Source organism: Aquibium pacificum (assembly GCF_040839445.1).
GTDB lineage: Bacteria > Pseudomonadota > Alphaproteobacteria > Rhizobiales > Rhizobiaceae > Aquibium > Aquibium pacificus.
Map to the genome: position 1 here is coordinate 56,793 of NZ_JBDPGJ010000001.1, position 24,271 is coordinate 81,063.

Sequence of the window (24,271 nt, forward strand, 5' to 3'; positions counted from 1 at the left end):
CGCTCCGCACGGCGACTCGGGCCAGCGGCCCTCGGGGAAAGCTGTAGAAGGGTTTCGGGCCGGAAACAATTCCGGAGGCAGCAGCACCGTCACCGTGCCGCAGGCAGATTCGCCGGGAACGCCTCGATGGCGGCAATGGCGGCCGGATCATTCACGACGCTGAGACGGCGCGCTCCCGGCAGGATCACAGGTGCGCCGCCGGCCGGATGCGGCGAAGAGGCCTCGTCAGCCGCACCTGCGGCAAGGAGAAGCGCCTCGTCGGTCGCCGCGGGATCGCTCCCCCGATCTGGCCGCGGCACAAAGAAAGTGGTCATTCGACGGGCGCACAAAGGCGCCGTCGCTGAAGCGTATCGCATGAGGCACCGTGTTGCGTCAGGCGCGGTCGAGGGCGAAGAGGTCCGCGTCGCGGTCCGCGCCCCCGGTCAGGCTGGCGGTCACCACTTCGGCGGCTATGCGCGAGAAGGTGATGCCGTTGCCGCCGTATCCCATCACCGCATGGAAGCCGCGCTTGCCGGGCACCGGCCCGATCAGCGGCAGGCCGCTCGGCGTCGTGCCGAAGGCGCCCGCCCAGGCGAATTCGGGGGTCGTATCGATGCCCGGCAGGAGGCGGCCGAGCTTTTCGGTGATGCGCGTCGTCTTGTCGGAAAGCAGCGAATCGCGCCGCTCCTCGTCGGTGAATTCCTCGTCCTCGCCGCCGCAGATGACGCGGCCGTCATGCGTGGCGCGCAGATAGAGGTAGGGGTCCGAGGCTTCCCAGATGAGCGCGGCTTCGGGCCAGATCGCGCGCGGCTGAGGCCGCGTGGCGATGGCATAGGTGGATATCACCGAATGGTGGTCCTTCGGCACGAAGTCGGCGAGTTCGTAGCCGGTCGCCAGTACCGCCGCGCCGGCCGAGATCGACGGGCCGTCGCGGGTGGAAATCGTCACGCCGTCGCGATGGCTTTCGAAGCCGGTCGCCTCCGTTGGCGCATAGAGCCGCGCGCCGCGGTCGATGGCAGCCAGCAGCAAGCCGCCCGCGAGCCTCCTTGGATCGAGAGCGTGGTTGCCGTGAGAGAGCAGGGCCCCCTTCCGGTCGAGGCCGAAACGGTCCTTCAACTCTCCGGCCGTCAGGTATGCGGATCGCAGTCCGGCGCGGTTGCGCTGCAATCCCTCCTCCCGCAGCGCCTGCGGCGCCAGGACGTTGCCGGCGAGATAGAGCGACGGCCGCTCGATCATGCGGCATTCGATGCCGAGTTCCTTCACGCGGGCGGCGAGGTTGGCCACCGCGAGGCGCGAACGCCGCCAGGCGCGCTCGGCCCGGTCCTTGCCGATCTTCTTCGTCAGCGTCGTCAAGGGTTGGTCGATCTCGAACTGCACCAGTGCGGTCGTGGCCGCCGTCGAGCCGAGCAGCGGGCCACGGCGATCGATCAGAACGACCGACAGCCCTGCGTCCGTCAGCGAATCCGCCATCATCGCGGCGCTGATCCCCATGCCGACGATGGCCACATCCGCCTTGACGTCGCGGGTCAGCGGCGTGGCGGGGATTGCGGCTGCGCGATACGCAGTCCAGACGGCCCTGCCGGTTCGCAGGTCGAGCTTTCGTGACATTATGGAGGTTCCCTCTGGACGCTCCGGCAACGGATGGGGCGTCTGTCGGTTCCGTTCGCCTCAGACCCAGCCGCCCAGTTCGCGCCGCACCATCGCCTCGATCACGGCCATGCCCTCGTCGCTGTCGTTCAGGCAGGGAATATGCGAGAAGTTCGTACCCCCATTCTCATGGAAGAGATGCCCGACCTCGCCGGCGATCTCCTCCAGCGTCTCCAGGCAATCCGCCACGAAGCCCGGATTGAACACGGCGATCGATTTCACGCCCTCTTTCGCCAGCCGCTCCACCGTCTTGTCGGTATAGGGCTGCAACCATTCCTCCGGGCCGAACCGCGACTGGAACGTCGTAATCAGCTTCGTCTCGTCCCAGCCGAGCCGTTCGCGCAGCAGGCGCGTCGTCTTCTGGCAATGGCAGTGATAGGGGTCGCCGGCCTTGAAGTAGCTCTGCGGAATGCCGTGGTAGGAGGCGATCACGACCTCCGGCTCGAAGTCGAGCGAGGCGAGGTGCTTCTCGATCGAGCGCGCCAGCGCGTCGATGTAGACCGGCTCGTCGTGATAGGCCGGCACGGTGCGGACTGCCGGCTGCCAGCGCATCTTCATCAGCGCCTCGAAGAATTTGTCGTTCACGGTCGCCGTCGTGGTGGCGGAATATTGCGGATAGAGAGGGAACATCACGATCCGGCGGCATCCCGCCTTGGTCATGCGTTCCAGCACGCTTTCGATCGAGGGATTGCCGTAGCGCATCGCCCACTCGACCACGACGTTGTCATGCGCGGACAGCGCGGCGGCGAGTTTTTCGCCCTGCGCGCGCGTGTAGGTGCGGAGCGGCGATTCGTCCTTCTCGCGGTTCCAGATCTTGTCGTAGAGCGCGCCCGACTTCTTCGGCCGAGTGTTCAGCACGATGCCGTAGAGCACCGGATACCAGACCGCGCGCGGCCATTCGATCACGCGGCGGTCCGACAGGAATTCCGCCAGGTAGCGCCGCATCGATGCGCGGTCCGTTCCGTCCGGCGTGCCGAGATTGACAAGCAGCACGCCCACCTTCGGCTGCGCCACCGGGGGATGGCCCTGCGGCAACGGACCCGTCGCGGTGGTGTGCGTCATGTCGGCTCGTGAATTGATCGTCATCGAGATGCCCCCATCGGCGGTACCGGAAATAGGTGTACGCGGATGCAAGACAATCGGACCAATTGCCGCGAGACCGGCCGAAACGAAAAGACCCGCCCTCGCAGGGGAGGGCGGGTCCCGTCCATCCGTTCGGCCGTCAGTTCGCGGCCGGTACCACCAGCGAGCCGCCGATCGGCAGGCGATCGGGATCGAGGTCCGGGTTCGCGTCCTTGAGCATCGACCACTTCATGCCGTCGCCGTAGAACTTCACGGCCAGTTTCCAGTAGTTGTCGCCGCGCATGATGACGTAGGGCTCCTTGCCCTGCGCCATCGCGCCGTCGGCCGGCTTGTCCGGCGCAGCCATCGCGGTCTTTTGCGGCTCTTCGGCCGGAACTGCCGGCGGTTCGGTCGTCAGGGTCGAGGACATGGCGGGGAGGTCGGGCGTCTTGACCTCGGCCGCAGCCTTCTCCGCAGCCATCTTCTCTTCCTCGGCCTTCATTGCGGCAGCCTTGGCTTCCTCTTTGGCCTTCATGGCAGCGGCATCGGCCGCGGCCTTCTCCTCCGCCATCTTCGCCTCTTCCTCGGCCTTCATGGCAGCGGCCTTGGCTTCCTCCTCGGCCTTGGCGGCGGCATCGGCCGCGGCCTTCTCCGCAGCCATCTTCTCTTCCTCGGCCTTCATTGCGGCAGCCTTGGCTTCCTCTTCGGCCTTCATGGCAGCGGCCTTGGCCTCCTCTTCGGCCTTGGCGGCGGCATCGGCCGCAGCCTTCTCGGCCGCCATCTTGGCTTCTTCCTCAGCCTTCATGGCCGTATCGCCCGCAGGCACCGTCGGCGCGGTTGTCGTGAGGCTGGAGGACGCGGCCGGCAACTCCGGCATCTTGGCTTCCGGCTCGGCGGCCGGCGTCATCTCGGCCTTCTTCTCGGGCTCGGCTGCCGCCGGCGCCGGAGCGGCTGCGCTCACCTCGGTGATGCGGCCGTCAAGCGCGGGCGTGAACGGCCGGTTTTCGGCGAGGTAGTCGGCGACCACCTGTTCGAGGCCAGGACCGAAGTCGTAGGCGTTCTGCGCATTGTTGGCGAACAGCTTGTAGCCGTCGCCGCCGCCGCGCACGAAGTTGTTGGTCGCGACCGTATAGAGCTTGCCGTCCTCGAGCGGCACCCAGGCACCGTTCTCCATCGTCTGGATCGATTTCAGGCGGTCGTCCGGCGCGGCCGACTTGTCGAAGGTGTACTTGAGCCCCGCGACCTGCGGGAATTTGCCCTTGCCTTCCTCGATCTCGGACAGACCGGCCGCGATCGACGCGCGCAGGTCGGCACCCGTGATCTGGAAGGTCGCCAGCGTGTTCTGGAACGGCAGCACCGTGAGCACCTCGCCCATGGTGATCGTGCCTTCGTCGATCGAGGCACGGATGCCGCCGCCGTTCTGCACGGCAATGGTTACGCCCTGGTCGGCCGTGCGGTCGAGCATGGCATCGGCAATGAGATTGCCCATCTCGCATTCCTGCGCGCGGCAGGTGTCGCGGCTCCCGTCGATCGGCGCCGTCGTCTCCGAGACTTCGCGGCCCTTCAGTTCCTCGATCGGCGCGCCGAGTTCCTTGATGCGGGCAAGCACCGCCTCATCCGGCACGATCGACTTGTCGAGCAGGATCGGATCGCCCATCGCCGACGTCACGACGCCCTCGTCGTTGAAGACCACCTTCAGTTCGCCGAGATACTTCGAGTAGGAGGCCGCCTGCGTGACGGGAACCTGATAGCCTTCCGGGTTCTCGATCATGGTTGGGTAGGGGCCGGCAGCCTTGTCGTCGGTGTTCGACAGGAGCGTATGCGAGTGACCGCCGACGACCACGTCAACGCCGGGGATCTTGGCGATCGCCTCCATGTCGCGCGCGTATCCGACATGCGTGAGCGCGATGATCTTGTTGATGCCCTGGTCCTGGAGCTTCTTCACCTCGGCGGTGATCGTCGCGACGTCGTCCTCGATGGCGATGTTGGGTCCCGGCGAGGCGATCTCCGGCGTGTCGGTCGTGACCGCGCCCACAATGCCGATCTTCTGGCCGCCGACGTCCAGCACCAGCGACGGCTTGATCATGTCGCCGACCTTCGACTGGGCGTTCGGCGCCACGTTGGCGCTGAGCACGGGGAACTCCACCTTCTCGAGGAACGGCACGAGGGCGTCCTCGCCGTCGTCGAACTCGTGGTTGCCGACCGTCATGGCGTCGAACTTCATGCGGTTCAGGAACTCGGCTTCCGCGGTTCCCTTGAACGTCGTGTAGAAGAGCGAGCCCTGGAAATTGTCGCCGGCATTGAGGACCAGCAGGTTCTCGTTGGCGAGCGCCTCGCGGCGATCGTCGATGATGGTGACGAGGCGCGCGGCGCCGCCGAAGCACTCGCCCTTCCCTTCGTCCTCGGCCGAGCAGGTGGACTCGTACTTGTTGTTCGATTCGATGCGGCTGTGCCAGTCGTTGATGTGCAGGATGTTCAGCGTGTAGTCGGCAAACGAAGCCGCCGTGGACATGGCAAGCATCGATGCCGACATCGCGGCAAGGGTGGCTATCTTCTTCATCGTCAGTCTCCCGTGGCGTTCCGGATCCGGCGGACCGGCACTCCGAAACAGATCTTGTCGTCGGTGTCTTGAACCGGCTGCTTGTCAGGCCCGTGACATCCCGTGGCGTTCATGTTCACACCCGCACACGGCGGATGCAAGAGCTTCCTGCGCCTGCCCGCGGGTCACTTCGCATAGTCCCTCTCGTCGGCGATCACCTTGCCGTCATTGGGCAACGCGCCCGCCTCCACGATCTCGACCGTTCCGCCGAGCTTCGTCAGGTCGCGCAGCGACGCGGCGATGGCCGAAGCATCCGGCGCTGCGCCGTCGGCTTTCTCGGCGCGCAGTTCCATCGCGTCGCTCTCGCCGTTGCGCGTGACCACGAGCCGCGCCTTGGCGATCTCGGGATGACGCCTGACGATCTCCGCGACCTGCTTCGGGTCGACGAACATGCCCTTGATCTTCGTGCGCTGGTCGGCGCGACCCATCCAGCCTTTCAGCCGCCGGCCGGTGCGCCCGCAAGGGGAGGCGCCGGGGATGATTGCGGACAGGTCGCCAGTGCCCAGGCGCACCAGCGGGTAAACTGGGTTGAACCCGGTGACGACCACCTCGCCGACCTCGCCATCCTCCACCGGGTCGCCCGTGCCGGGCCTGACGATCTCGACGATCAGGTTCTCGTTGATCACCATGCCGGGGTTCGGCTCGCCATCCTCGCTGGCGGTCTCGTAGGCGATGACGCCGAACTCGGCCGTGGCGTAGCATTGCAGCACCTTGATGCCCCGACCGGCATACTCCGCCCTGAGCGACGGGAAGAGAGCGCCGCCCGAGACGAGGCCGCGGCGGAACGAGGAAAGGTCCTTGCCCGCCTGCGCGGCGCGGTCGAGCATGACCTTGAGAAAGTCGGGCGTGCCGCAATAGACGGCCGGCTTGAGCGCGGCCGCGGCCTCCACCTGCATGTCCGTGTTGCCGGTGCCGGCCGGAAAGACCGTGCAGCCGAGGGCGCGCGCGCCCGCGTCGAGCAGGAACCCGCCGGGCGTCATGTGGTAGGCGAAAGCGTTATGCACGCGGTCTCCGGATCGAATGCCGGCGGCGAAGAAGGCGCGTGCATTGTGGAAGGCCTCATCCTCCGTCCACTCCGGCTCCCAGATAGGGCCTGGGGAAAGGAAGACGCGTCGCCCTCCAAGGGCGCTCTCGTCGGCGAAACCGCCGAACGGGGGAGACCCGGCCTGCAATTCCATCAGTTCGGACTTGCGCAGCACCGGCAGAGCCGCGAGCGCGGCGGGGGAATTCACCGCCTCGAGCGGCACGCCCTCCAGCCATTTGGCGAGCCCGGGCGCCCTGGATGCGGCCTGCGCGAGGAAGCCGGGCAGGCGCCCGAAGAGGTCGCTTTCGCGCTCTTTTGGATCGCGCGTCTCCAGTTCGTCGAAATGGGTGCTCATGGGTTTCTCCTCCCCCGCCGTCCTTATCGCAGGAGCCTGATCCAGCGTGCAAGGTTCACCAGCGAAATGAGCGCGCCGGCGACGTAGGTGAAGGCGGCTGCCCTCAGCACGCTGTGGGCGGCGGGCAGGTCGTCCTCGGAAAGGTATCGCCCTTCGCGCAGGATCGGCAGCGCCTTGGAGAAGCTCGCGTCCATCTCGACCGGCAGGGTGACGAGGTTCACCAGCACGCGGACGGCGAGCAGCCCGATGCCGAGACCGATCACGGCGACGAAGGCGGCCGGCGTGCGCGCGATCAGCGTCAGGACCGGGGCGGCGATGAAGAAGATCCCCGCCAGGCGGTCGGTCACGTTGGCGAGCTTTGCCAGTCGCTGCCGCGCCGCCAGCTTGCGCTCGCCATTGGCGTCCTGAAGCGCGTGCGAGATCTCGTGCGCCGCGATCGCGATGGCCGACAACGACCGTCCGTCATGATGCTGGCGCAGGAGCCGCACCACCTTGGCGTCCGGATCGTAGTGGTCGCCCTTCTCGGTGATCTCGACGGGAACGTTGCCCAGATCGAAGCGGTCGAGCAGATGCCGCGCCAGTTCGCCGCCCGTTCCCGGCAGGTCGGGCCGCTCCGCGCCATGCTTGCTGATCGTGTGCCGGACCCAGAGCTGCGGCAGGACCACGATCGCCAGCAGCAGGAGGACGGCAACGACGATCATCGGCGGGCCGTCAGAACCGGCCGGTGCGGAGCGCCGTCAGGGTCAGGAGACGCCGGCGCGGCGTACGAGGACGAACTGGTTGCCGCTGGAACTGGTGCAGTTGAGCTGGGTCGACGTCACCATCGAGCAGACGACGCTCGACGTCGTCTGGCGGATCAGCGAGGTCAGCGTGATGTCGATGGTGCGGGAGTCGCGCATCGAATAGCTGCCCTGGGCGAGCTTGTTTCCCGTATCCCGGGCATAGGTCTCGAAGGCGCCGTTGCTGAAGCGGGAGACCGCCACGCCGTCCGTTCCGACCCAGTCTCCGTCCACGCCCGAGGGCGCGCGCACGACCGGGCCGCTTCCCGGACCTGCCATCTGGCATCCCGCCAGCGTGGCAAGGGCGACCGAAGCCGCAAGCAGTCGAACCGTTCTCATTGTGCGCTCCTCTCCTCAGGATGCCGTTTCATGCCGCGCCGGCCCGGCAAAAGCAAGGCAGGCTGAACGACAAGGAGCCCGCTTCGTTTTCAGCGCACCAGGATGTTGCGAAACTGCCATGGATCCTTGGTATCGAGATCTTCCGGGAAGAGCCCCGGTCGACCATCGAGCGGCGTCCAGTCGGTGTAATAGCCGTTCACTGGTCCGAGATAGGGCATCTGGACCTCGAGGCAACGCCGGTAGTCCATCTCGTCGGTCTCGACGATGCCGGCTTCAGGATTTTCCAGCGCCCAGACCATGCCGGCCAGCACGGCCGACGACACCTGCATGCCGGTGGCATTCTGGTAGGGCGCGAGCTTGCGCGTCTCTTCGAGCGTCAGCTGCGAGCCGTACCAATAGGCGTTCTTCTCATGGCCGTAGAGGAGCACGCCGAGTTCGTCCTTGCCGTCGACCAGTTCGTTCTCGTCGAGCACATGATGGACCGGCTGCGCCTTGCCGGCCGCGCCGAACATCTCGTGCAGCGATAGCACGGCGTCGTTGCAAGGATGGTAGGCATAGTGGCAGGTCGGACGGTAGGTCGCCTCGCCGTCCTTGTCGCGCACGGTGAAATAGTCGGCGATCGAAATGGCTTCGTTGTGGGTGACGAGGAAGCCATACTGTGCACCCGGCGTCGGACACCAAGTCCGCACGCGGGTGTTTGCACCCGGCTGCTCGAGATAGATGGCGGCCTTGGAGCCCTTCTTGTGCTTCTTCGCGTTCTTGGGCTTCCACTCTTCGTGCGTGCCCCAGCCGAGTTCGGCCGGCTGCAGGCCCTCGGAGATGAAGCCCTCCACCGACCATGTGTTCCAGAACACGTCCATCGGCTTGGGATTCTTGGTGCGTTGCGTGTCGCGCTCTGCGATGTGGATGCCCTTGACGCCGAGCTTCTTCATCAGCTTGGCCCAACCCTTGCGGTCGTCGGCAGCCGGCTCCGCGATCTTGGCACCGGTGTCGTTGGCGAGGTTCAGCAGCGCCTGCTTGACGAACCAGGACACCATTCCGGGATTGGCCCCGCAGCAGGAGACGGCGGTCGTGCCACCGGGATTCTTGCGCTTCTCCTCGCGCACGGTCTCGCGCAGCGCGTAGTTGGTGCGCGATGCGTTGTCCGCCTCCTTGTCGAAATAGAAGCCGAGCCAGGGCTCGACCACCGTGTCGATATACAACACGCCGAGCTTGCGGCAGAGCTTCATGAGATCGAGCGACGACGTGTCGACCGAAAGGTTGACGCAGAATCCCTGGCCCTCGCCCCTGGTCAGGAGGGGGGTCAGCAGGTCCTTGTAGTTCTTCTTCGTCACGTGTTCCTTGACGAAGGCGATGCCGCGCTCGTCGAGCAGCGCCTTGTCGGCATCGGACGGATCGATGACGACCATGCGCGACTTGTCGTAGGTGAAATGGCGTTCGATCAGCGGGAGCGTGCCGCGGCCGATCGAGCCGAAGCCGATCATCACGATCGGGCCGGTGATTTCGCCGTGCAGGGGCCAGGTATTTTTCGCCATGACGCAGGATCTCCGGAAGGGCTGATTGCGAACGCGCGGTTGGGTGGCGGCTAAACCACAAACGGTCGTCACAATAAAGCGAAATCCCGCGCGCTCGTTCCTCTCGGCTGTGACCGGCGCTGGCGCGCCCTCGGCAATTGATCGAGGTCGGGCGCCGGCCACTGCCGACGCCCGTGCTCCTCAGCGGATCGCCCGCGCGAGCCGCCACAGCTGCAGCGAAGCAAAGATGGCTGCGGGCAGTTGCAAGACCCCGGTCACCTCGAAGAAGACGTCGCTGGGCATCTCGTACATCGGGGAGGCAAAGGCTTCCCGGGCCGCGCCGGCTCCGCCGATGAAGAAGATTAGGTTCTTTACGACGTGGTTGTAGCCGCCCTCGTAGATGCCGATCGCCAGGATCGGAAAGGCCGCGATAGTGACGATCGCCGCCCAGCGCGCGATCCTCGCGCGGCGCGCCTCGACCGTCCCGGCATAGTAGATCAGGCCGATGACTGCGGCCGCGAACGGAACGCTGATGAATACGATGTGGAGCCGGAAAGGCGTGGCGAAGACATAGGCGCCCCAGGCGTGGTGCACGGAGGTCAAGAAGAGGATGAACAGGGCCGCGGCGCCGGCGCGGAACTCGGCGGAACGGAGTTCGTTGGACGTCGACGGGGCGCCGGAGATGAGTTGGGTCGACATGAAGGCTCTCCCTTGCTGTTGCGATGAGAGAGCGTTAGCGCGATATCTGTGAGTGTTGGCGGGTTGTTGCCGGACGTTTCGGGCAATACGTCCGGCATCCGCCCCCTGACGTCCCTTGACCTGGGAGCGACCCGTGGCGATCGATCGACGTGTCTACAGAACCCGGCAGGCTCTCTACGATGCCGTGGTGAGGCTCATGCTGACCCGCCCGTACGACGCCATCGCCGTGCCGGATATCATCGCCGAGGCGGGCGTCGGACGTTCGACCTTCTATGCCCATTTCCGGTCGAAGGACGAGCTCGTCGCGCGCAGCCTCGAACGACTGCGTCCGGTTCTCCAGCATGGCCGCGAAACGCAATTGCTGCGACCCCGCATCGAATCCTGCCAGGGAACGCTCGCTTTGCTGCGCCACATGCACGACCATCGCGCGTTGCTCACGGCACTGGAGGGGACCGCGGGCCATGCGATCGTGCTAGCTGCGATCCGCCAGGAGCTGACGCGCTTCCTCGGCGCCCATGCCCGCCCGGGCTTTCATCGCGGTACACCGAGCAGGCTGATTCTCGATTTCATCACCGGAGCCTTCATGTCGGTCGCGACCTGGTGGCTCTCGGAGGAGCCCGGAACGTCGGCCGAGGAAATCGACGCGATGTTCCACCGACTGGTCGGCGGCGGCATTCCCCACGGTTTCTTCGTCGACGACGCCCGCAGGTTCGCGGCCTAGGGGGCGAACTACTGCGCTCTGCGCGATTCCGCAGGACTTGCCCGCACCCGAAGGTCTGGTCACGCGGGTCGTTGGCGCAGAAAGGACTTCGGACACTCCAGAAACAGTAGGACCATTGCGATGCCACCCTATCGCTCCCGAACCACCACCCATGGCCCCAACATGGCGGGCGCGCGCGCCTTTTCGCCCTCGGCTGCGATCGGCGCGGACGCGCCTGCAGCAGCCGCGCGCCATCGATGTCGGGAAAGCCGTCTCCCGGCGCCGCACCTTCGCGGCACCGGGAGTGTCCGGATCAGAGCCGATCCAGCGTGAGCAGCGCCGGATCGCCGCGCCACGACTTCACGAGTTCGGTTTCAGCCTCCTTCTCGGCGGCCGCGTCGCCCCTGGCCTTCGCGGCTTCCTTGAGGCCGTAGAGCGCCCATGCGCTTCCGCGCGCGTGCTTGAGCGCGGCGCCGAACTCGTTCGCCGCCGCCTCGACGTCGCCTTGGTTGAGCAGGGCCGCTCCGAGTGACTGCCGCACCGGGTAGTACCAGAACGGCGGCTCCATGTAGGGGATGGTATCCTCGGTCTCCGCCGCCGCGCGCCAGTGCTCGATCGCTTTTGCGCGATCGCCCTCGGCCTGAGCTATGCGCGCGCGCACCACCTTTTCCGCCACGCCGAGGACCGGCCGGGCGGGCACCCCCCACGCGTCGAGCATCGACCAGTCGGTCTCGGCGGCGAGCCGCGCTATGGCATCCGCTTCGGCCGCCGCGCCGGCAAGATCCTTCATGCCCACAAGCGCCGCGCCGCGGGCATAGTGCCACATGGCCTTTACGTAGGGCGGCGCGCCGGGCGGTTCGGGCAGGGCCATCACCTGTTCCGGCGGCGCATACTGGGCCCAGGCGAAGTAGGGAGCGGCCTTGACCGGCTGGGCAATCGGAACGGCCGTCGCGACCTCGTTCGTCAGCCACCTGTCCAGCTTTTCGGCCTGGGCGAGCACCGTCTCTGCCTCGCCAAGGAGTTGGGCCGACACCAGGACGAAGTGGATGTTGTGCGAGTAGTATCCCATCGGATAGACGCCCATCGCGCCGGTCTCGGAGATGTAGGCCTCGTCCACCGCGGACGCCGCCTTGTTGGCCTCCAGCGAATCGACGTAGCGGCCGATCCGGTAGTAGATATGGCTCGGCATGTGGACGATGTGGCCCGCGCCGGGCATCTGCGCGGCGAGACGATCGGCATAGGGCTCCGCGCGTTCCGGCCGGTCGGATGCTTCCACCAGATGGATGTAGAGGTGGATCGCCCAGGGATGGTCGGGCGACCTTGCGAGCACGCCCTCGATGCGACCGAGCGCGTCGGCCGTCCGTCCCTTGGCCGCGGCGCCGCCCGGTTCCCAGTAGTCCCAGGGCTGGGTGTCCATGTCGGCTTCGGCGGCCAAGACGGCCAGCGCAAGATCGTCGGGATACTTGTCCGCCACCGCCGTCATCGCGTCCGCGAATGCGCCGTCGAGCGCCGCCCGCTCCGCCGCCGGATCGGGCGAATAGCGCGTGGCGATCGCCGCGATGATGTCTTGTTCCTTCGCGCTCGCCTTGCCGGCGAGCACCTGCGCCTTCTCCATGGCGGCGAGTGCGGCAGGATTGGCTGCCGGGTCCATCGGCACGTTGATGTTCGGCCCGAGGATGAGGGCCTCCGCGGCGAAGCACATCGCACAATCCGGATCGAGCCGCTGCGCCTTGCGGAAGGAGCGCCGCGCCTCCGCATGATTGAAGTTCGCGGTCAACCTCAGTCCCTGGTCGAAATATGCCTGCGCCTCCGGCACTGTCGTGGTGACGGGGTACGCGAGTGTGCCCAGATCGTCCCAGAGCGGCGGTTCGGCCTCCTCGTAGGACTTCATCGCCTCGGGCGACTGGACCTGGGTCGGTATGCTGGCGAACATGCAGGTGGCCGATCGCGAGATCGCCTGCGCTGCGTCTTCGGAATTGAGAGCGGCTGCAGCTGCGCCGGCTCCCATCCCGGCGAACAGGAGAACGGGCAGACGTGAATTTTTCAGGAGAACGTGAAATCTCATGCGAGCCTCCACATGTGGGACGATGACGATGCGCCATTCGTCGGCCCGGAAATTATGTTCTCGAAAACGTTGGATGACAAATCAAATGCGTTCACTCCCACGCGCGCGGTTCGCCGGGTGGTTTTGCGGTGAAAGCAGAGGCGCGGCTGCGGACTGCCCGTCTCTTCGAATGGCTCCCACGCCTTTGCTGGCGGACAAATCCGCGTTAAGGAGGGCATCAAAGAGACAGGATCATTGCCATGCCAGCCTATCGCTCCAGAACCACCACCCACGGCCGCAACATGGCCGGTGCGCGCGGCCTGTGGCGCGCGACCGGCATGAAGGACGGCGATTTCGGCAAGCCGATCATCGCGGTCGTCAATTCCTTCACCCAGTTCGTGCCGGGCCACGTGCACCTGAAGGATCTCGGCCAGCTGGTCGCCCGCGAGATCGAGGCGGCCGGCGGCGTCGCCAAGGAGTTCAACACCATCGCCGTCGACGACGGCATCGCGATGGGCCATGACGGTATGCTCTATTCGCTGCCGTCGCGCGAGATCATCGCGGACTCGGTCGAGTACATGGTCAACGCGCACTGCGCCGACGCCATGGTCTGCATCTCCAACTGCGACAAGATCACGCCCGGCATGCTGAACGCGGCGATGCGGCTCAACATCCCGGCGGTGTTCGTTTCCGGCGGACCGATGGAGGCCGGCAAGGCAATGATGAAAGGCAAGCTGCAGGCGCTGGACCTGATCGATGCGATGGTCGTAGCCGCCGACGACAAGTACACAGACGCGGAGGTTCAGGCGGTCGAGGAAGCCGCGTGCCCGACCTGCGGCTCCTGCTCCGGCATGTTCACCGCCAATTCGATGAACTGCCTGACCGAGGCGCTCGGCCTGTCGCTTCCCGGCAACGGCTCGACGCTCGCCACCCATTCCGATCGCAAGCGCCTGTTCGTCGAGGCCGGTCATCTGATCGTCGACCTCGCCCGCCGCTACTACGAGCAGGACGACGAGACGGCGCTGCCGCGCTCCATCGCCACAAAGGCCGCCTTCGAGAACGCCATGGCGCTCGACATCGCCATGGGCGGCTCGACCAACACGGTGCTGCACATCCTCGCCGCCGCGCACGAGGGCGGGATAGACTTCACCATGGACGACATCGATGCGCTGTCGCGCAAGGTGCCGGTGCTGTGCAAGGTCGCGCCCGCCAAGAACGACGTGCACATGGAAGACGTCCACCGCGCAGGCGGCATCATGGCCATCCTCGGCCAGCTCGACCGCGGCGGGCTGATCAACCGCGACGAGCCGACCGTCCACGCGGTGACGCTGGGCGACGCGCTCGACCGCTGGGACGTCAGCCGCACCAATTCGCAGAGCGTCCGCGACTTCTTCATGGCCGCACCCGGCGGAGTGCGCACCACGCAGGCCTTCAGCCAGTCGAACCGCTGGACCGACCTCGACCTCGACCGCAAGTCAGGCGTGATCCGCTCGCCGGAACATCCCTTCTCCAAGGACGGTGGCCTGGCCGTGCTCAAGGGCAACATCGCGCTCGACGGCTGCGTGGTGAAGACCGCCGGCGTCGACGATTCCATCCTGAAGTTCACCGGCCCCGCGAAAGTGTTCGAAAGCCAGGATGCCTCGGTCAAGGCCATCCTCTCCAACGAGGTCAAGGCCGGCGACGTCGTCGTCATCCGGTACGAGGGGCCGAAGGGCGGCCCCGGCATGCAGGAAATGCTCTATCCCACCAGCTATCTGAAGTCGAAAGGCCTCGGAAAGGCCTGCGCGCTCCTGACCGACGGCCGCTTTTCGGGCGGCACCTCGGGCCTCTCCATCGGCCATGTCTCGCCGGAGGCGGCGAGCGGCGGCGCGATCGGGCTCGTGCGCGAGGGCGACATGATCGAGATCGACATCCCCAACCGGACGATCACGCTCATGGTCGACGATGCGGAACTCGGCCGCCGCCGCGCCGAGCAGGATGCGAAGGGCTGGAAGCCGGAAGCGTCGCGCAAGCGCAACGTCACCACGGCTTTGAAGGCCTATGCCGCCTTCGCGGCAAGCGCGGACAGGGGCGCGGTGCGGATTCTGCCGGAGTGACGTGAGGCTTCAAGTCGAGGGCGGCGGTGCATTGCCGGCGCCTCACCTGCGACCTAGAATTTCTTCCCGAACGGAGGAAGCGGCATGGACGACACGACTGGCTGGCGGCACATGAGCAGCGCGCCGAGGGACGGCAGCCGCATCCTCGTCACCGTCCGGGACTCCGAGCAGGGACCGGCGCAGGTGGACGTGGCGCACTGGGCGCGCGCGGACCAGTTCGGCATGGAGGGCTGGCGCTCGGCTGATTCCCATCCCGGCCAGATCATCGGTTATGCCGAGCCCGAACTCAAATGCTGGATGCCGCTGCCATCGGCGGGCGCCTCGCCGCGTCCGAGCCCGTGGGAAGAGGGCGAGGAACTCTTCGGCTCCGGTATCTGAACCCGAAAGCCTGCGGTCAACCCGCGGCGACCGGCTCTCCCGCCATCCTTTCCAGCGCCGCCACGAGCCTGTCGCGGTCGGCCGTCAGGCCTTTGTAGTCGAGCTGGCGCTCGTCCAGCGAGGCCAGTTGCGCGGCGAAGGAACGCGCGAGCGAAGCGCGCTCGGGATGGCGGTCCAGCACCGGCATGGGATCCAGGAAGATCCTGATCGTGAACAGGATGTCTCCCGAAACCGGCAGCTTGCGCAGCGTCTGGCGCTCGACCCGCACGAAGGCATTCTGGGCCGGCGCTTCTCCGAATCGCGGGGTGCGCGAAGCCGCCCGCTCGTCGAGCGCCTGCGAGGACATCGGCTTGTGCAGTTCCGCGTCGGTCTGGAGCGACCAGTTGAGGCGCTCGACCGGTCGGTCGAGCCGCAGATTGTCGAACATGCGGGCGATGAGGTCCGCGTTGCGGGTGCCGGCCGCGAAGCCCGGAACCGGCGCATGGATCTCGTGCATCGGCTTGCCGAATTTTTCGGCGAGCGACCAGGAGGACGGAAAGCAGAGCGAGGCCGCGGCCAGCCGCCAGCCCTCCTCGCCGCGCCGCATCAGGACCAGATCCTCCTGCACGAGCAGGGAGGCGGCGAGCAGGGGAGGGTGATCTTCCGAAGCCACAGCATCTAGCGCGGCGAGCGCGGCTTCCCACTGCCTCGTTCCGGGAAATACCGCGGGAAACCCGTCGACCAGATGCTCCCGGACCAGGCCCAGCACCTCCGCCTGCGCCGCCTCCGTCTCCGGCTCGGCCCGGAACACCGCCTCGACGTCCTTGGCGATCAGGCGCCGCTTTTCGACCAGGTAGGCTTCATAGTGGTCGTCGATCTCCAGCCAGGTCGCAATGTCGAGCGGCCTCAGTCCGATGGTGAAAGGCGTCGAGGAGCCGTCATAGGGCGTGTGGGTGGGGGGTGTTCTCACCAGAATTCGGGTGCCTTTCGCCTAGTATGCCAGACCCGGAGGATTTCGATTCCGGCCGGTCCGGTGCGATACGGTATGATATAGGGAAGACCCGGAACGGACCATTCCCTCACGCCTGTGCGAGGGAGCGGGCGACCGATGTCGGGCTTGCGGGAGAGAAGCTCGAAGGACTTCGCCAGGCGACTTGCGACGGATGCCGCAGCGGCGGGATCGTCACGACGGATGAAGGATTCGATTTCCGCCAGATCGCGAACGGCTCGCGGAAGAAGCCGCCAGTTCATTGTTCGTCATGCGGCAGGATGTCCGGCTCCGGAGCAGGCAGCGGTTCTCCGGTCCCCCATGAGCGAAGCCAGGCCTCGACGGCCGTGCCGGACACGAAGACGCCTTTGTCGGCTTCGCGGACTGCCTCGTCAATCGCGTCGAGATATTGCCGGCGCTCCTCCAAGTAGGACGCGACCGCTTCCTTGACGACGAAGGAACGCGAGCGCTTCGTCAGCCGCGCAAGGTCGTCGACCTGCTGGCGGAGGTCGTCGGGAAGCCGAACCGAGACGAGGCTGGAGCTATCGGCCATTCGATCGCCTTTGTATTACAATCGATGACATCGTAATCGCGGGCATACCTGCGGTCAACGTCAACCCGAACCGCTCTACCCCTCCATCCCCTCCAGTTCGTCGATCAAACCCTCGATCACCGAAAGTCCTCTGGCCCAGAAGCCGGGGTCGGAGGCATCCAGGCCGAAGGGGGCCAGCAGCTGCGAATGGTGTTTGGTGCCGCCGGCCCGCAGCATGTCGAAATACTTCTCCTGAAAGCCTTTCTCGGCGTTCTGGTAGACCGCGTAGAGCGAGTTCACCAGACAATCCCCGAAGGCATAGGCGTAGACGTAGAAAGGCGAATGGACGAAGTGCGGGATGTAGGCCCAGAACACTTCGTAGCCCTCGCGCAGCCGGATCGCGGGACCCAGGCTCTCGGCCTGCACCTCCAGCCAGAATTCACCCAGCTGGTCGGACGTGAGTTCCCCCATGCGGCGCTGGGTATGCACCTTGCGTTCGAACTCGTAGAAGGCGATCTGGCGCACCACCGTGTTGATCATGTCCTCGACCTTCTGGGCGAGCATCGCCTTGCGCTCGCGGCGGTCACGCGTCCGTTCGAGCAGCGAGCGGAAGGTCAGCATTTCTCCGAACACCGAGGCCGTCTCGGCCAGCGTCAGTGGCGTCGACGCCATTAGCGGCCCCTGCTTGCCGGCAAGCACCTGGTGAACGCCATGGCCAAGTTCGTGGGCGAGCGTCATGACGTCGCGCGGCTTGCCCATGTAGTTGAGCAGCACGTAGGGATGCACGGAAGGGACGGTGGGATGGGCGAAGGCGCCGGGCGCCTTGCCGGAGCGCACCGGCGCGTCGATCCAGTTGCGGTCGAAGAACTTTCCCGCGATCTCGGCCATCTCCGGCGCGAAGCCGCGATAGGCCGACAGCACCGTTTCGCGCGCCTCCTCCCAGCCGATGATCGCCTGCGGCGTTTCGGGAAGCGGCGCGTTGCGGTCCCAGTGGTTCATCCGCTCCATGCCGAGCCAGCGCGCCTTCATCGCGTAATAGCGGTGCGACAGGCGGGGATAGGCGTCCTTCACCGCGGCCGCGAGCGCGTCGACCACGGGCCTCTCGACCCGGTTGGCCAGATGGCGGGAATCGGCGATGTCGCCAAATCCGCGCCAGCGGTCGGAGATCTCCTTGTCCTTGGCCAGCGTGTTGGTGATCAGCGTGAAGATGCGCAGATTATCCTTGAACGTCCGCGCCAGGGCCTCGGAGGCGCGGCGCCGCCGATCGCCGTCGGAATCCTGCAGGAGGTTCAGCGTCGGCTCGAGCGAAAGCTCCTCCCCGTCAACGGTAAAGCGCAGGGCCGACATCGTCTCGTCGAAGAGGCGGTTCCAGGCGCCGCGTCCCGTGATCGACTTCTCGTGGAACAACTGCTCGACACGGTCCTCGAGCTGGTAGGGCTTGTCCTTGCGCAGGTCCTCGACCCAGGGACGATAACGGCCGAATGCGGGATCGGCATCGAGTGCGGCGGCGATGCCGGCCTCCTCCACCTTGTTCAGCTCGAGGCAAAAGAACAGGAGATGGGCGCTGGCGTCCGTCATCTTCTCCTGGATGTCGCCGTAGAGCTTGGCGCGTTTGGGATCGCCGGTGTCTCCGGCGTAGACGAGGCTGGCATAGGAAACGATACGCCCGATCAGTTCCTCGAGCGCCTCGTAGGAATGCATCATCGCGCCTAGCCCACCGCCGTTCGGGTCTCTCGTCGCCTCGGCGATCTTTCCCTTCCACTCGGTCTCGAAGGCGACCGCGTCGGATTGCGCGCGCGCGATGTCGCGCTGCAGTTCGGGCGCGTCCATCGCCGCATAGAGATCGCCGAGGTTCCACTCGGGCAGATCGCCCAGGCTCGATACCGGCGCGGCCGCGGCCGACGCGCCGGAGGGCGCGAGCGTCGCGCCGGCGAGAAGGGATTCGATCTGAAATTTCATCGCTCGGTCCTTGCCCGCCTGGATGCCGCGGCCGGCGCGCGGAGCTGAAAGGGTTTGTTCACCGGCTTTCTTGAGGCCCTATTTAGACCCCCGTGCCATCATGATCCAGACAGCAATTTCGACCATTAGATCACCTGTGCGAAGGTTAAATGTCGGGCCCAGTCCTCATCGTCGACGACGATCCCGTCCAGCGCCGGCTTCTCGAAGCGGCCGTGACGCGCGCCGGCCACGCGGCCGTGTGCGCGGACGGCGGCGCCGCCGCCCTGGAGAAGCTCGATACCGCCCGCGAAAGCTTCGCGGTGGTCGTGCTCGACCTCGTCATGCCCGGCACGGACGGACTTGCCGTCCTCGAAGCCATGCGCGAACGCGGGATCGGCACGCCGGTGATCGTGCAGACCGCGCAGGCGGGGATCGACACGGTCGTGGCGGCGATGCGCGCGGGCGCGTTCGACTTCGTCGTCAAGCCGGTCTCGCCGGAGCGTCTCCAGGCTTCCATCGCCAAGGCCATCAAGGTCGAGACGCATGACGCGGCCAGCCGCCGCACCCGGCCGGAAAAGCAAAAGACGCTCACGATCGGGGACCTCGTCACCACCAGCCCAGCCATGGAGCGCGTCATCCGCCTCGCCCAGAAGGCGGCGTCGTCGAACATCCCGATCCTCATCGAAGGCGAATCGGGCGTCGGCAAGGAAGTCATCGCGCGCGCGATCCAGGGGTCTGGGAGCCGCAAGTCAAAACCGTTCGTCACCGTCAACTGCGGCGCCATCCCGGACAATCTCGTCGAGAGCATCCTGTTCGGCCACGAGAAGGGCTCCTTCACCGGCGCGACCGACAAGCACCAGGGCAAGTTCATCGAGGCCAACCACGGCACGCTGTTCCTCGACGAGATCGGCGACCTGCCGCTCGATGTCCAGGTCAAGCTCCTGCGTGCCGTCCAGGAGGGCGAGGTGGATCCGGTCGGCGGACGGGCGCCGGTCAAGGTCGACATCCGCCTGGTGTCTGCCACCCACCGCGATCTCCTCCAGCGGGTCAGGGACGGGCTCTTCCGCGAGGACCTCTTCTACCGGCTGAACGTGTTTCCGATCTTCGTTCCGCCGCTACGCGACCGTCGCGAGGACATCGCCGGCCTCGTCCGCCATTTCATAGGCTCGATCGGTGCCGCCGAAACGGGCGGGCGGGTCCATGGCATCTCGGGCGAGGCGCTGGCGATCCTCAAGGCCTATGACTGGCCGGGCAACATCCGCCAGCTGGAGAACGCCATCTTCCGCGCCGTCGTGCTGTGCGAGGGTTCCATCCTCACGCCGGAGGAATTCCCGCAGATCTGCGCCCAGGTCGGGACGGTCGACGCCGGTGCCGAGAGCGATCTCGAGGTGGAGCCTGCCGCCATTTCGCAACTTGCCGGCCTTGGCACCGAGGGAGGCCAGACGGGCCGGCTGCGGCTGCCGACGCCGGGCATCTATGCCGCCCGCGAAAGCGACGCCGTTCTCGATGCGCTGGACGAGAAGGGCAATGTCCGCTCGCTGGCGGACGTCGAACTGGAAATGATCCAGTTCGCCATCGGTCACTACGAAGGACAGATGAGCGAAGTAGCGCGCCGGCTGGGCATAGGTCGCTCCACGCTCTATAGGAAACTCAAGGAATACGGGATCGAACCCGAGGCTGGCCGGGGCGACAAGGTGACCTCCTGATTTTTTTCGGTTCATGGATCGCCGACCGGCATTTTCCGAAATTGCATCCCGGGAAGCTTTCATTTACCAAGCGAAACGGGGATCGATTTCGGGCAAGTTCCCGCCATCGTCTCACCGTATTTCGACTTCAATAAGCTCCAGTTAACCATTAGGGATGATAGTCCGACGATGTAGGTAGCGCCGTCGGACTACCGGGGACGAAAAAGAAGCCAGCAAGGCCTATCATTTTGGACACACGGTACTTCTCCATCGCATGGTGGCGGTCGCGCGCACTTTCCAGGCTGTTTCGGGCCGCCGGAGTGCTTTTCGCAACGGGGTTGCTGATGGCTACGGCCAGCCAGGCACATGCCCAGACCCGCACGCTGAAACTCTACTTCATCCATACGAAGGAGAGGGCGGAGATCACCTACAAGAAGAACGGACGCTACATCCAGTCCGGTCTCAATGAGGTCAACAGGTTCCTGCGCGACTGGCGCCGCAACGAGCCGACCAAGATGGATCCGAAGCTCTTGGACATCGTCTGGGAGGCATACCAGACGGTCGGCGCCCGAGACTACATCCACGTCGTGTCCGCCTATCGCTCACCGACGACCAATTCGATGCTGCGCAGCCGCAGCAAGGGCGTTGCCAAGAACAGCCAGCACACGCTGGGCAAGGCCATGGACTTCTACATCCCCGGCGTGAAGCTCAGCACGCTGCGTGCCACCGGTCTCAGGATGGGCGCTGGCGGCGTCGGCTATTATCCGACCTCCGGCTCGCCCTTCGTCCACTTCGACGTCGGCAGCGTCCGCCACTGGCCGCGCATGAGCCGCAAGGAACTGGTCGCGATCTTCCCGAACGGCGGCACGCTCCATGTGCCGAGCGACGGAAAGCCCTTGCCCGGCTACGACCAGGCACTTGCGTCGTACAAGTCCCGCGGACGCAGCGGTGCGACCGTCCAGGTGGCGAGCAACGACGCGGAGGCCCCGCGGTCCGGTTCCGGACGCGGCTTCCTGGCGGCGCTCTTCGGGGGCGGCGCGGACGAGGAAGAGGAATCGAGCACATCCTTCGCAACGATCGCCCGGGCGACCGGCCGCGACGTCCCGGCCGCCGCCGCGACCCGCAAGGAACCCGAGAGGCAGGCACTGCCGGGCGTGGCCGTCGCAGCGGCGTCCGCGCCGGCCCCGGCGCGCGAACCCGAAAAGGCCGAGCCGACTCCGGAACAAATCATCGCGTCCCTGCCGGCCCGCAGCGTTCCGCTCCCGGTCTTCGCGCAGCGCATCGTTCCCGAAACCACCGTTCTCGTCGCAAGCGCGTCCGGTGCCGCTCCGGTGGTCGAACCCGCCCAGGAAGAAACCGTCGTGGCGTTGGCCGTCCCCACGCCGACCACGAGACCGGCCGCGGAACTCATCGCGGCGGCGAAGGTCGCGGAAGCCTTGCCGGAAACGCCGGTTGCCGACGCGGCCGGGCAGATCCGCAGTTCCGTAATGGCGTCGCTGTCCGACACGCAGTCGGCAATGCCGTCCCGGCGGCCGGAAGATCCCGCTCCGCCCAGCGATACGATCGCGCTCGCGGCCTTTGCGCCGGTGCCGCAGTTGCGTCCGTCCGGCGGGCCTATCGAGGAAATGATCGCGGCGATGCCGGCACCGCGCCCCGAGGCGCGTGAGGCCCGCGTGCGTATCCAGTCCGACATCGTGGGCGCCGTAGAGCAGAAGATCGGCAAGGGTTCGCGCGTCGCCACCGGCGAGAGCAACGGCGCCTCGCAGCGTGCGGTGCTGCTAGCCAGCAATGGCAGCGTCGATCCCGTGAAGGCGATCGCATCGGAGGTGAAGACCACCGGGAAATCTGCCAAGCCCGGCCCGCAGGACCTGAAGGCCGATCGCAAGCCGGTGGTCATTCCGGTCGAGGAAGTCGCGGCGCGCTGGGCGCTCGAGCGTTCCGGACACCTGACGCGCGCCATCGCTTCGGCCAAGGAGCCGTCGCTGGCCTACAACGAGATCCGCACCTCGCCCCGGCAGGTCTACACGAGCGGCTTCGTGCCGGCCATGAAGGAGCCGGATCCGGCAAGGTTCTCGGGCAACGCGGTCACCTTCCTGTCGGTGGCAACCTTCGACACCAACTGATCGCGGCGTCGATCGAGCCTCGTCCGTGCGGGCCAGGCGTATCTTCTGGTCTGGACTAGCCCCGTGCGGCCGCGACCGCCTGGCGTGCCAGCTCCTCGATGGCGTCCCAGTTTCCCGCATCCACCAGTTCGTCCGGGGCGACCCAGGAGCCGCCGACGCAGATCACGTTGGGCAGCCGCAGATAGTCGCCCGCATTCGCCGCGGTGATTCCGCCCGTGGGGCAGAAGCGCACGCCGGCGAGCGGCGAGGCCAGCGCCTTCAGGAACGCCGCACCGCCCGCCTGCTCGGCCGGGAAGAATTTCAGCAGCGAATAGCCCTCTTCCATGGCGGCCATGATCTCGCTCGGCGTGATCGCGGCCGGCAACAGCGGCACGTCGCTGGCGCGCGCGGCATCCAGCAGTTCCTGCGTCATGCCGGGGCTGACGACGAAACGGGCCCCGGCAGCCGTCGCCTGGTCGTACTGGCGTGGCGTCAGGATGGTGCCGGCGCCCACGATCGCCTCCGGCACCTCGGCCGCGGCGATGCGGATCGCGTCGATCGCCTCGCGGGTGCGCAGGGTGATCTCCACCGCCGGCAACCCGCCTCTCGCAAGCGCCCGCGCCAGCGGCGCCGCATCGGCGGCGCGCGCGATCTTCAGCACCGGGATCACCGGCTGGCCCGTCATGAGGGGAAGGAGCTTGTCGGCTTTCTGGGGCATGAGGACGTCGTTCCCTTCCGCGGATCCTGAGACCGCAACGGTATAGCCTATCGTCCCCGCAACCAGAAGTCCGGCTCCGGCGGAATTCAGGCGGCCCTGAGAAGCCGCGTGACGAAGGCTCGCAGCCGAAGCCAGAAATCGATTTCCTCCTCACCGGCCGATTTCATCCGACGCAGCGCGGCCAATGTCCGGGGTCCGGCGATGCCGTCGGGCGAAAGACCGTTCTCCCGCTGGAACCGGCGAACCGCCGCCGCGGTGGCGGGTCCGAAGACGCCGTCGATCGCGCAGGGATGGCCGGCGGCGGACAGCCGCTTCTGCAGTTCGGCGACACCGGCGCCACGATCCCCGCTTCTGATAACCACGCGGTCGTCCGGGGCCTTCTCGTCGCCCGATGCATCCTTTCCGGTCCCTCCGCCCGCCTTGCGGTGCCTTTCATAGGCGGCGGCGATCCTGGTGTCGTAGCCGTGCTTCTTGTAGGCCGGGCCGTTGTAGCCCTTCGCGAAGGCCGCCCAGTCGCGCCGTTCAATTGCGGCGCGCAGGCCGGTCTTGTCGATATAGCGGACCATCAGCCTCGCCTGGCCGGCGACGCCGCTGCGCGCTTCCCCGACCAGCGCCTCGACGTTCGCATAGCCGAGCCAGAGCCAGTGCGCGCCCATCACCTGGCCGAGCCCCCACGAGACCGATTCCCAGGCGGCCTTCCGGTCGATGGCGCAGGCGCGTTCGAGCAGGTCCCAGCGTCCGGCTTGCGTACGCGGATTGGCCACGCCGCCGGCCTTGGGCGACGCGAGCCCGGCGGCGCGGGCTTGCGCCTGCTTGGCGCCGGTGAGTCGCCGGTCGAAATAGTGTCCCTCGAAACGGATCAGGGGTTCGCGCCTGCCGCCCACCGTGGCGAACGCCTTGCCGGCGCTCTCGACTTCGGCGACGGCCAGCAGCGCCGCGGGTTCGAGCCCTGCTTCCTCGGCCGTCCTGTTGATGCTTGCGATGGTTTCCTGTTCGAACATGTCCCGGCATCCTCATCGATTCCTGTCGAGGAACATATTCCTGCAACGCCGACGGACGTTGACAGATTTCCACCCTATCTCTTCGCTTGCGCCAGCAAGCCCAACGATCTAGG

Annotated in this window: 21 protein-coding genes; 5 read left to right on the top strand and 16 right to left on the bottom strand. The window is 66.5% G+C overall.

All coding sequences use genetic code 11. From position 1 onward, the window contains the following. Positions 1-89: 89 nt before the first annotated feature. The 9 genes from ABGN05_RS00330 to ABGN05_RS00370 form a co-directional block, all read right to left on the bottom strand. Positions 90-314, bottom strand: coding sequence for a hypothetical protein (locus tag ABGN05_RS00330; RefSeq protein WP_367952004.1), 225 nt, complete (start codon positions 312-314; stop codon positions 90-92). A gap of 58 nt (positions 315-372) precedes the next feature. After that, a complete protein-coding gene (locus ABGN05_RS00335) occupies positions 373-1,587 on the bottom strand; it encodes an NAD(P)/FAD-dependent oxidoreductase (RefSeq protein WP_367952005.1) in 1,215 nt (404 codons plus the stop codon). A 60-nt stretch (positions 1,588-1,647) separates the two neighbouring features. Continuing rightward, the gene (gene hemH, locus ABGN05_RS00340) at positions 1,648-2,688 is read right to left on the bottom strand and encodes a ferrochelatase (RefSeq protein ID WP_367952006.1); all 1,041 of its coding nucleotides are present in this window, start codon (positions 2,686-2,688) and stop codon (positions 1,648-1,650) included. 160 nt (positions 2,689-2,848) lie between these two features. Further along, a complete protein-coding gene (locus tag ABGN05_RS00345; protein WP_367952007.1) occupies positions 2,849-5,248 on the bottom strand; it encodes a 5'-nucleotidase C-terminal domain-containing protein in 2,400 nt (799 codons plus the stop codon). A gap of 164 nt (positions 5,249-5,412) precedes the next feature. After that, a complete protein-coding gene (locus tag ABGN05_RS00350; protein ID WP_367952008.1) occupies positions 5,413-6,666 on the bottom strand; it encodes a phenylacetate--CoA ligase family protein in 1,254 nt (417 codons plus the stop codon). 23 nt (positions 6,667-6,689) lie between these two features. Continuing rightward, the gene (locus ABGN05_RS00355) at positions 6,690-7,367 is read right to left on the bottom strand and encodes a zinc metallopeptidase (protein WP_367952009.1); all 678 of its coding nucleotides are present in this window, start codon (positions 7,365-7,367) and stop codon (positions 6,690-6,692) included. Positions 7,368-7,409: 42 nt separating this feature from the next. Beyond that, positions 7,410-7,784: an outer membrane lipoprotein Omp10 gene (gene omp10, locus ABGN05_RS00360; RefSeq protein WP_367952010.1), complete on the bottom strand. Its 375-nt coding sequence runs from the start codon at positions 7,782-7,784 to the stop codon at positions 7,410-7,412. 89 nt (positions 7,785-7,873) lie between these two features. Further along, a complete protein-coding gene (locus tag ABGN05_RS00365) occupies positions 7,874-9,319 on the bottom strand; it encodes a homospermidine synthase (protein ID WP_367952011.1) in 1,446 nt (481 codons plus the stop codon). Between the two features lie 180 nt (positions 9,320-9,499). After that, positions 9,500-9,997: a hypothetical protein gene (locus ABGN05_RS00370; RefSeq protein WP_367952012.1), complete on the bottom strand. Its 498-nt coding sequence runs from the start codon at positions 9,995-9,997 to the stop codon at positions 9,500-9,502. Between the two features lie 133 nt (positions 9,998-10,130). Between ABGN05_RS00370 and ABGN05_RS00375 the strand changes: the two genes are divergently transcribed. Next, positions 10,131-10,718, top strand: a complete 588-nt coding sequence (locus tag ABGN05_RS00375; RefSeq protein ID WP_367952013.1) for a TetR/AcrR family transcriptional regulator — start codon at positions 10,131-10,133, stop codon at positions 10,716-10,718. A 292-nt stretch (positions 10,719-11,010) separates the two neighbouring features. Here ABGN05_RS00375 and ABGN05_RS00380 read toward each other — a convergent pair whose 3' ends face one another. Further along, complete coding sequence (locus tag ABGN05_RS00380) at positions 11,011-12,762, bottom strand: hypothetical protein (protein WP_367952014.1); 1,752 nt, start codon at positions 12,760-12,762, stop codon at positions 11,011-11,013. 239 nt (positions 12,763-13,001) lie between these two features. Here ABGN05_RS00380 and ilvD point away from each other — a divergent pair, with 239 nt between their 5' ends. Then, a complete protein-coding gene (gene ilvD, locus ABGN05_RS00385; protein WP_367952015.1) occupies positions 13,002-14,837 on the top strand; it encodes a dihydroxy-acid dehydratase in 1,836 nt (611 codons plus the stop codon). An 84-nt stretch (positions 14,838-14,921) separates the two neighbouring features. After that, complete coding sequence (locus ABGN05_RS00390) at positions 14,922-15,215, top strand: hypothetical protein (RefSeq protein ID WP_367952016.1); 294 nt, start codon at positions 14,922-14,924, stop codon at positions 15,213-15,215. Positions 15,216-15,231: 16 nt separating this feature from the next. On the opposite strand, the gene ABGN05_RS00395 is transcribed toward ABGN05_RS00390, so the two are convergent. From ABGN05_RS00395 to ABGN05_RS00410, 4 genes are all read right to left on the bottom strand, one after another. Continuing rightward, the gene (locus tag ABGN05_RS00395) at positions 15,232-16,164 is read right to left on the bottom strand and encodes a heme-dependent oxidative N-demethylase family protein (protein WP_367952017.1); all 933 of its coding nucleotides are present in this window, start codon (positions 16,162-16,164) and stop codon (positions 15,232-15,234) included. Continuing rightward, positions 16,161-16,445: a type II toxin-antitoxin system RelE/ParE family toxin gene (locus tag ABGN05_RS00400; protein ID WP_367952018.1), complete on the bottom strand. Its 285-nt coding sequence runs from the start codon at positions 16,443-16,445 to the stop codon at positions 16,161-16,163. The genes ABGN05_RS00395 and ABGN05_RS00400 overlap by 4 nt, the downstream gene beginning before the upstream one ends. After that, entirely contained in the window at positions 16,442-16,735 is a 294-nt protein-coding gene (locus ABGN05_RS00405; protein ID WP_367952019.1) for a CopG family ribbon-helix-helix protein, read from the bottom strand. Before ABGN05_RS00405 ends, ABGN05_RS00400 begins: the two co-directional genes overlap by 4 nt. 75 nt (positions 16,736-16,810) lie before the next feature. Continuing rightward, entirely contained in the window at positions 16,811-18,673 is a 1,863-nt protein-coding gene (locus ABGN05_RS00410; RefSeq protein WP_367952020.1) for a M3 family oligoendopeptidase, read from the bottom strand. A gap of 149 nt (positions 18,674-18,822) precedes the next feature. Between ABGN05_RS00410 and ABGN05_RS00415 the strand changes: the two genes are divergently transcribed. Both ABGN05_RS00415 and mepK read left to right on the top strand, forming a co-directional pair. Continuing rightward, a complete protein-coding gene (locus ABGN05_RS00415) occupies positions 18,823-20,358 on the top strand; it encodes a sigma-54-dependent transcriptional regulator (protein WP_367952021.1) in 1,536 nt (511 codons plus the stop codon). 227 nt (positions 20,359-20,585) lie between these two features. Continuing rightward, positions 20,586-22,460 (top strand): peptidoglycan L,D-endopeptidase MepK, encoded by a 1,875-nt coding sequence (gene mepK, locus ABGN05_RS00420; protein ID WP_507237404.1) that lies wholly within the window; start codon positions 20,586-20,588, stop codon positions 22,458-22,460. Between the two features lie 55 nt (positions 22,461-22,515). Here mepK and ABGN05_RS00425 read toward each other — a convergent pair whose 3' ends face one another. Beyond that, positions 22,516-23,157 carry a 2-dehydro-3-deoxy-phosphogluconate aldolase gene (locus ABGN05_RS00425; protein WP_367952023.1) on the bottom strand — a complete coding sequence of 214 codons (642 nt, stop codon included), beginning with the start codon at positions 23,155-23,157 and terminating at the stop codon, positions 22,516-22,518. Between the two features lie 86 nt (positions 23,158-23,243). Further along, complete coding sequence (locus tag ABGN05_RS00430; RefSeq protein WP_367952024.1) at positions 23,244-24,158, bottom strand: N-acetylmuramidase domain-containing protein; 915 nt, start codon at positions 24,156-24,158, stop codon at positions 23,244-23,246. Positions 24,159-24,271: the final 113 nt, after the last annotated feature.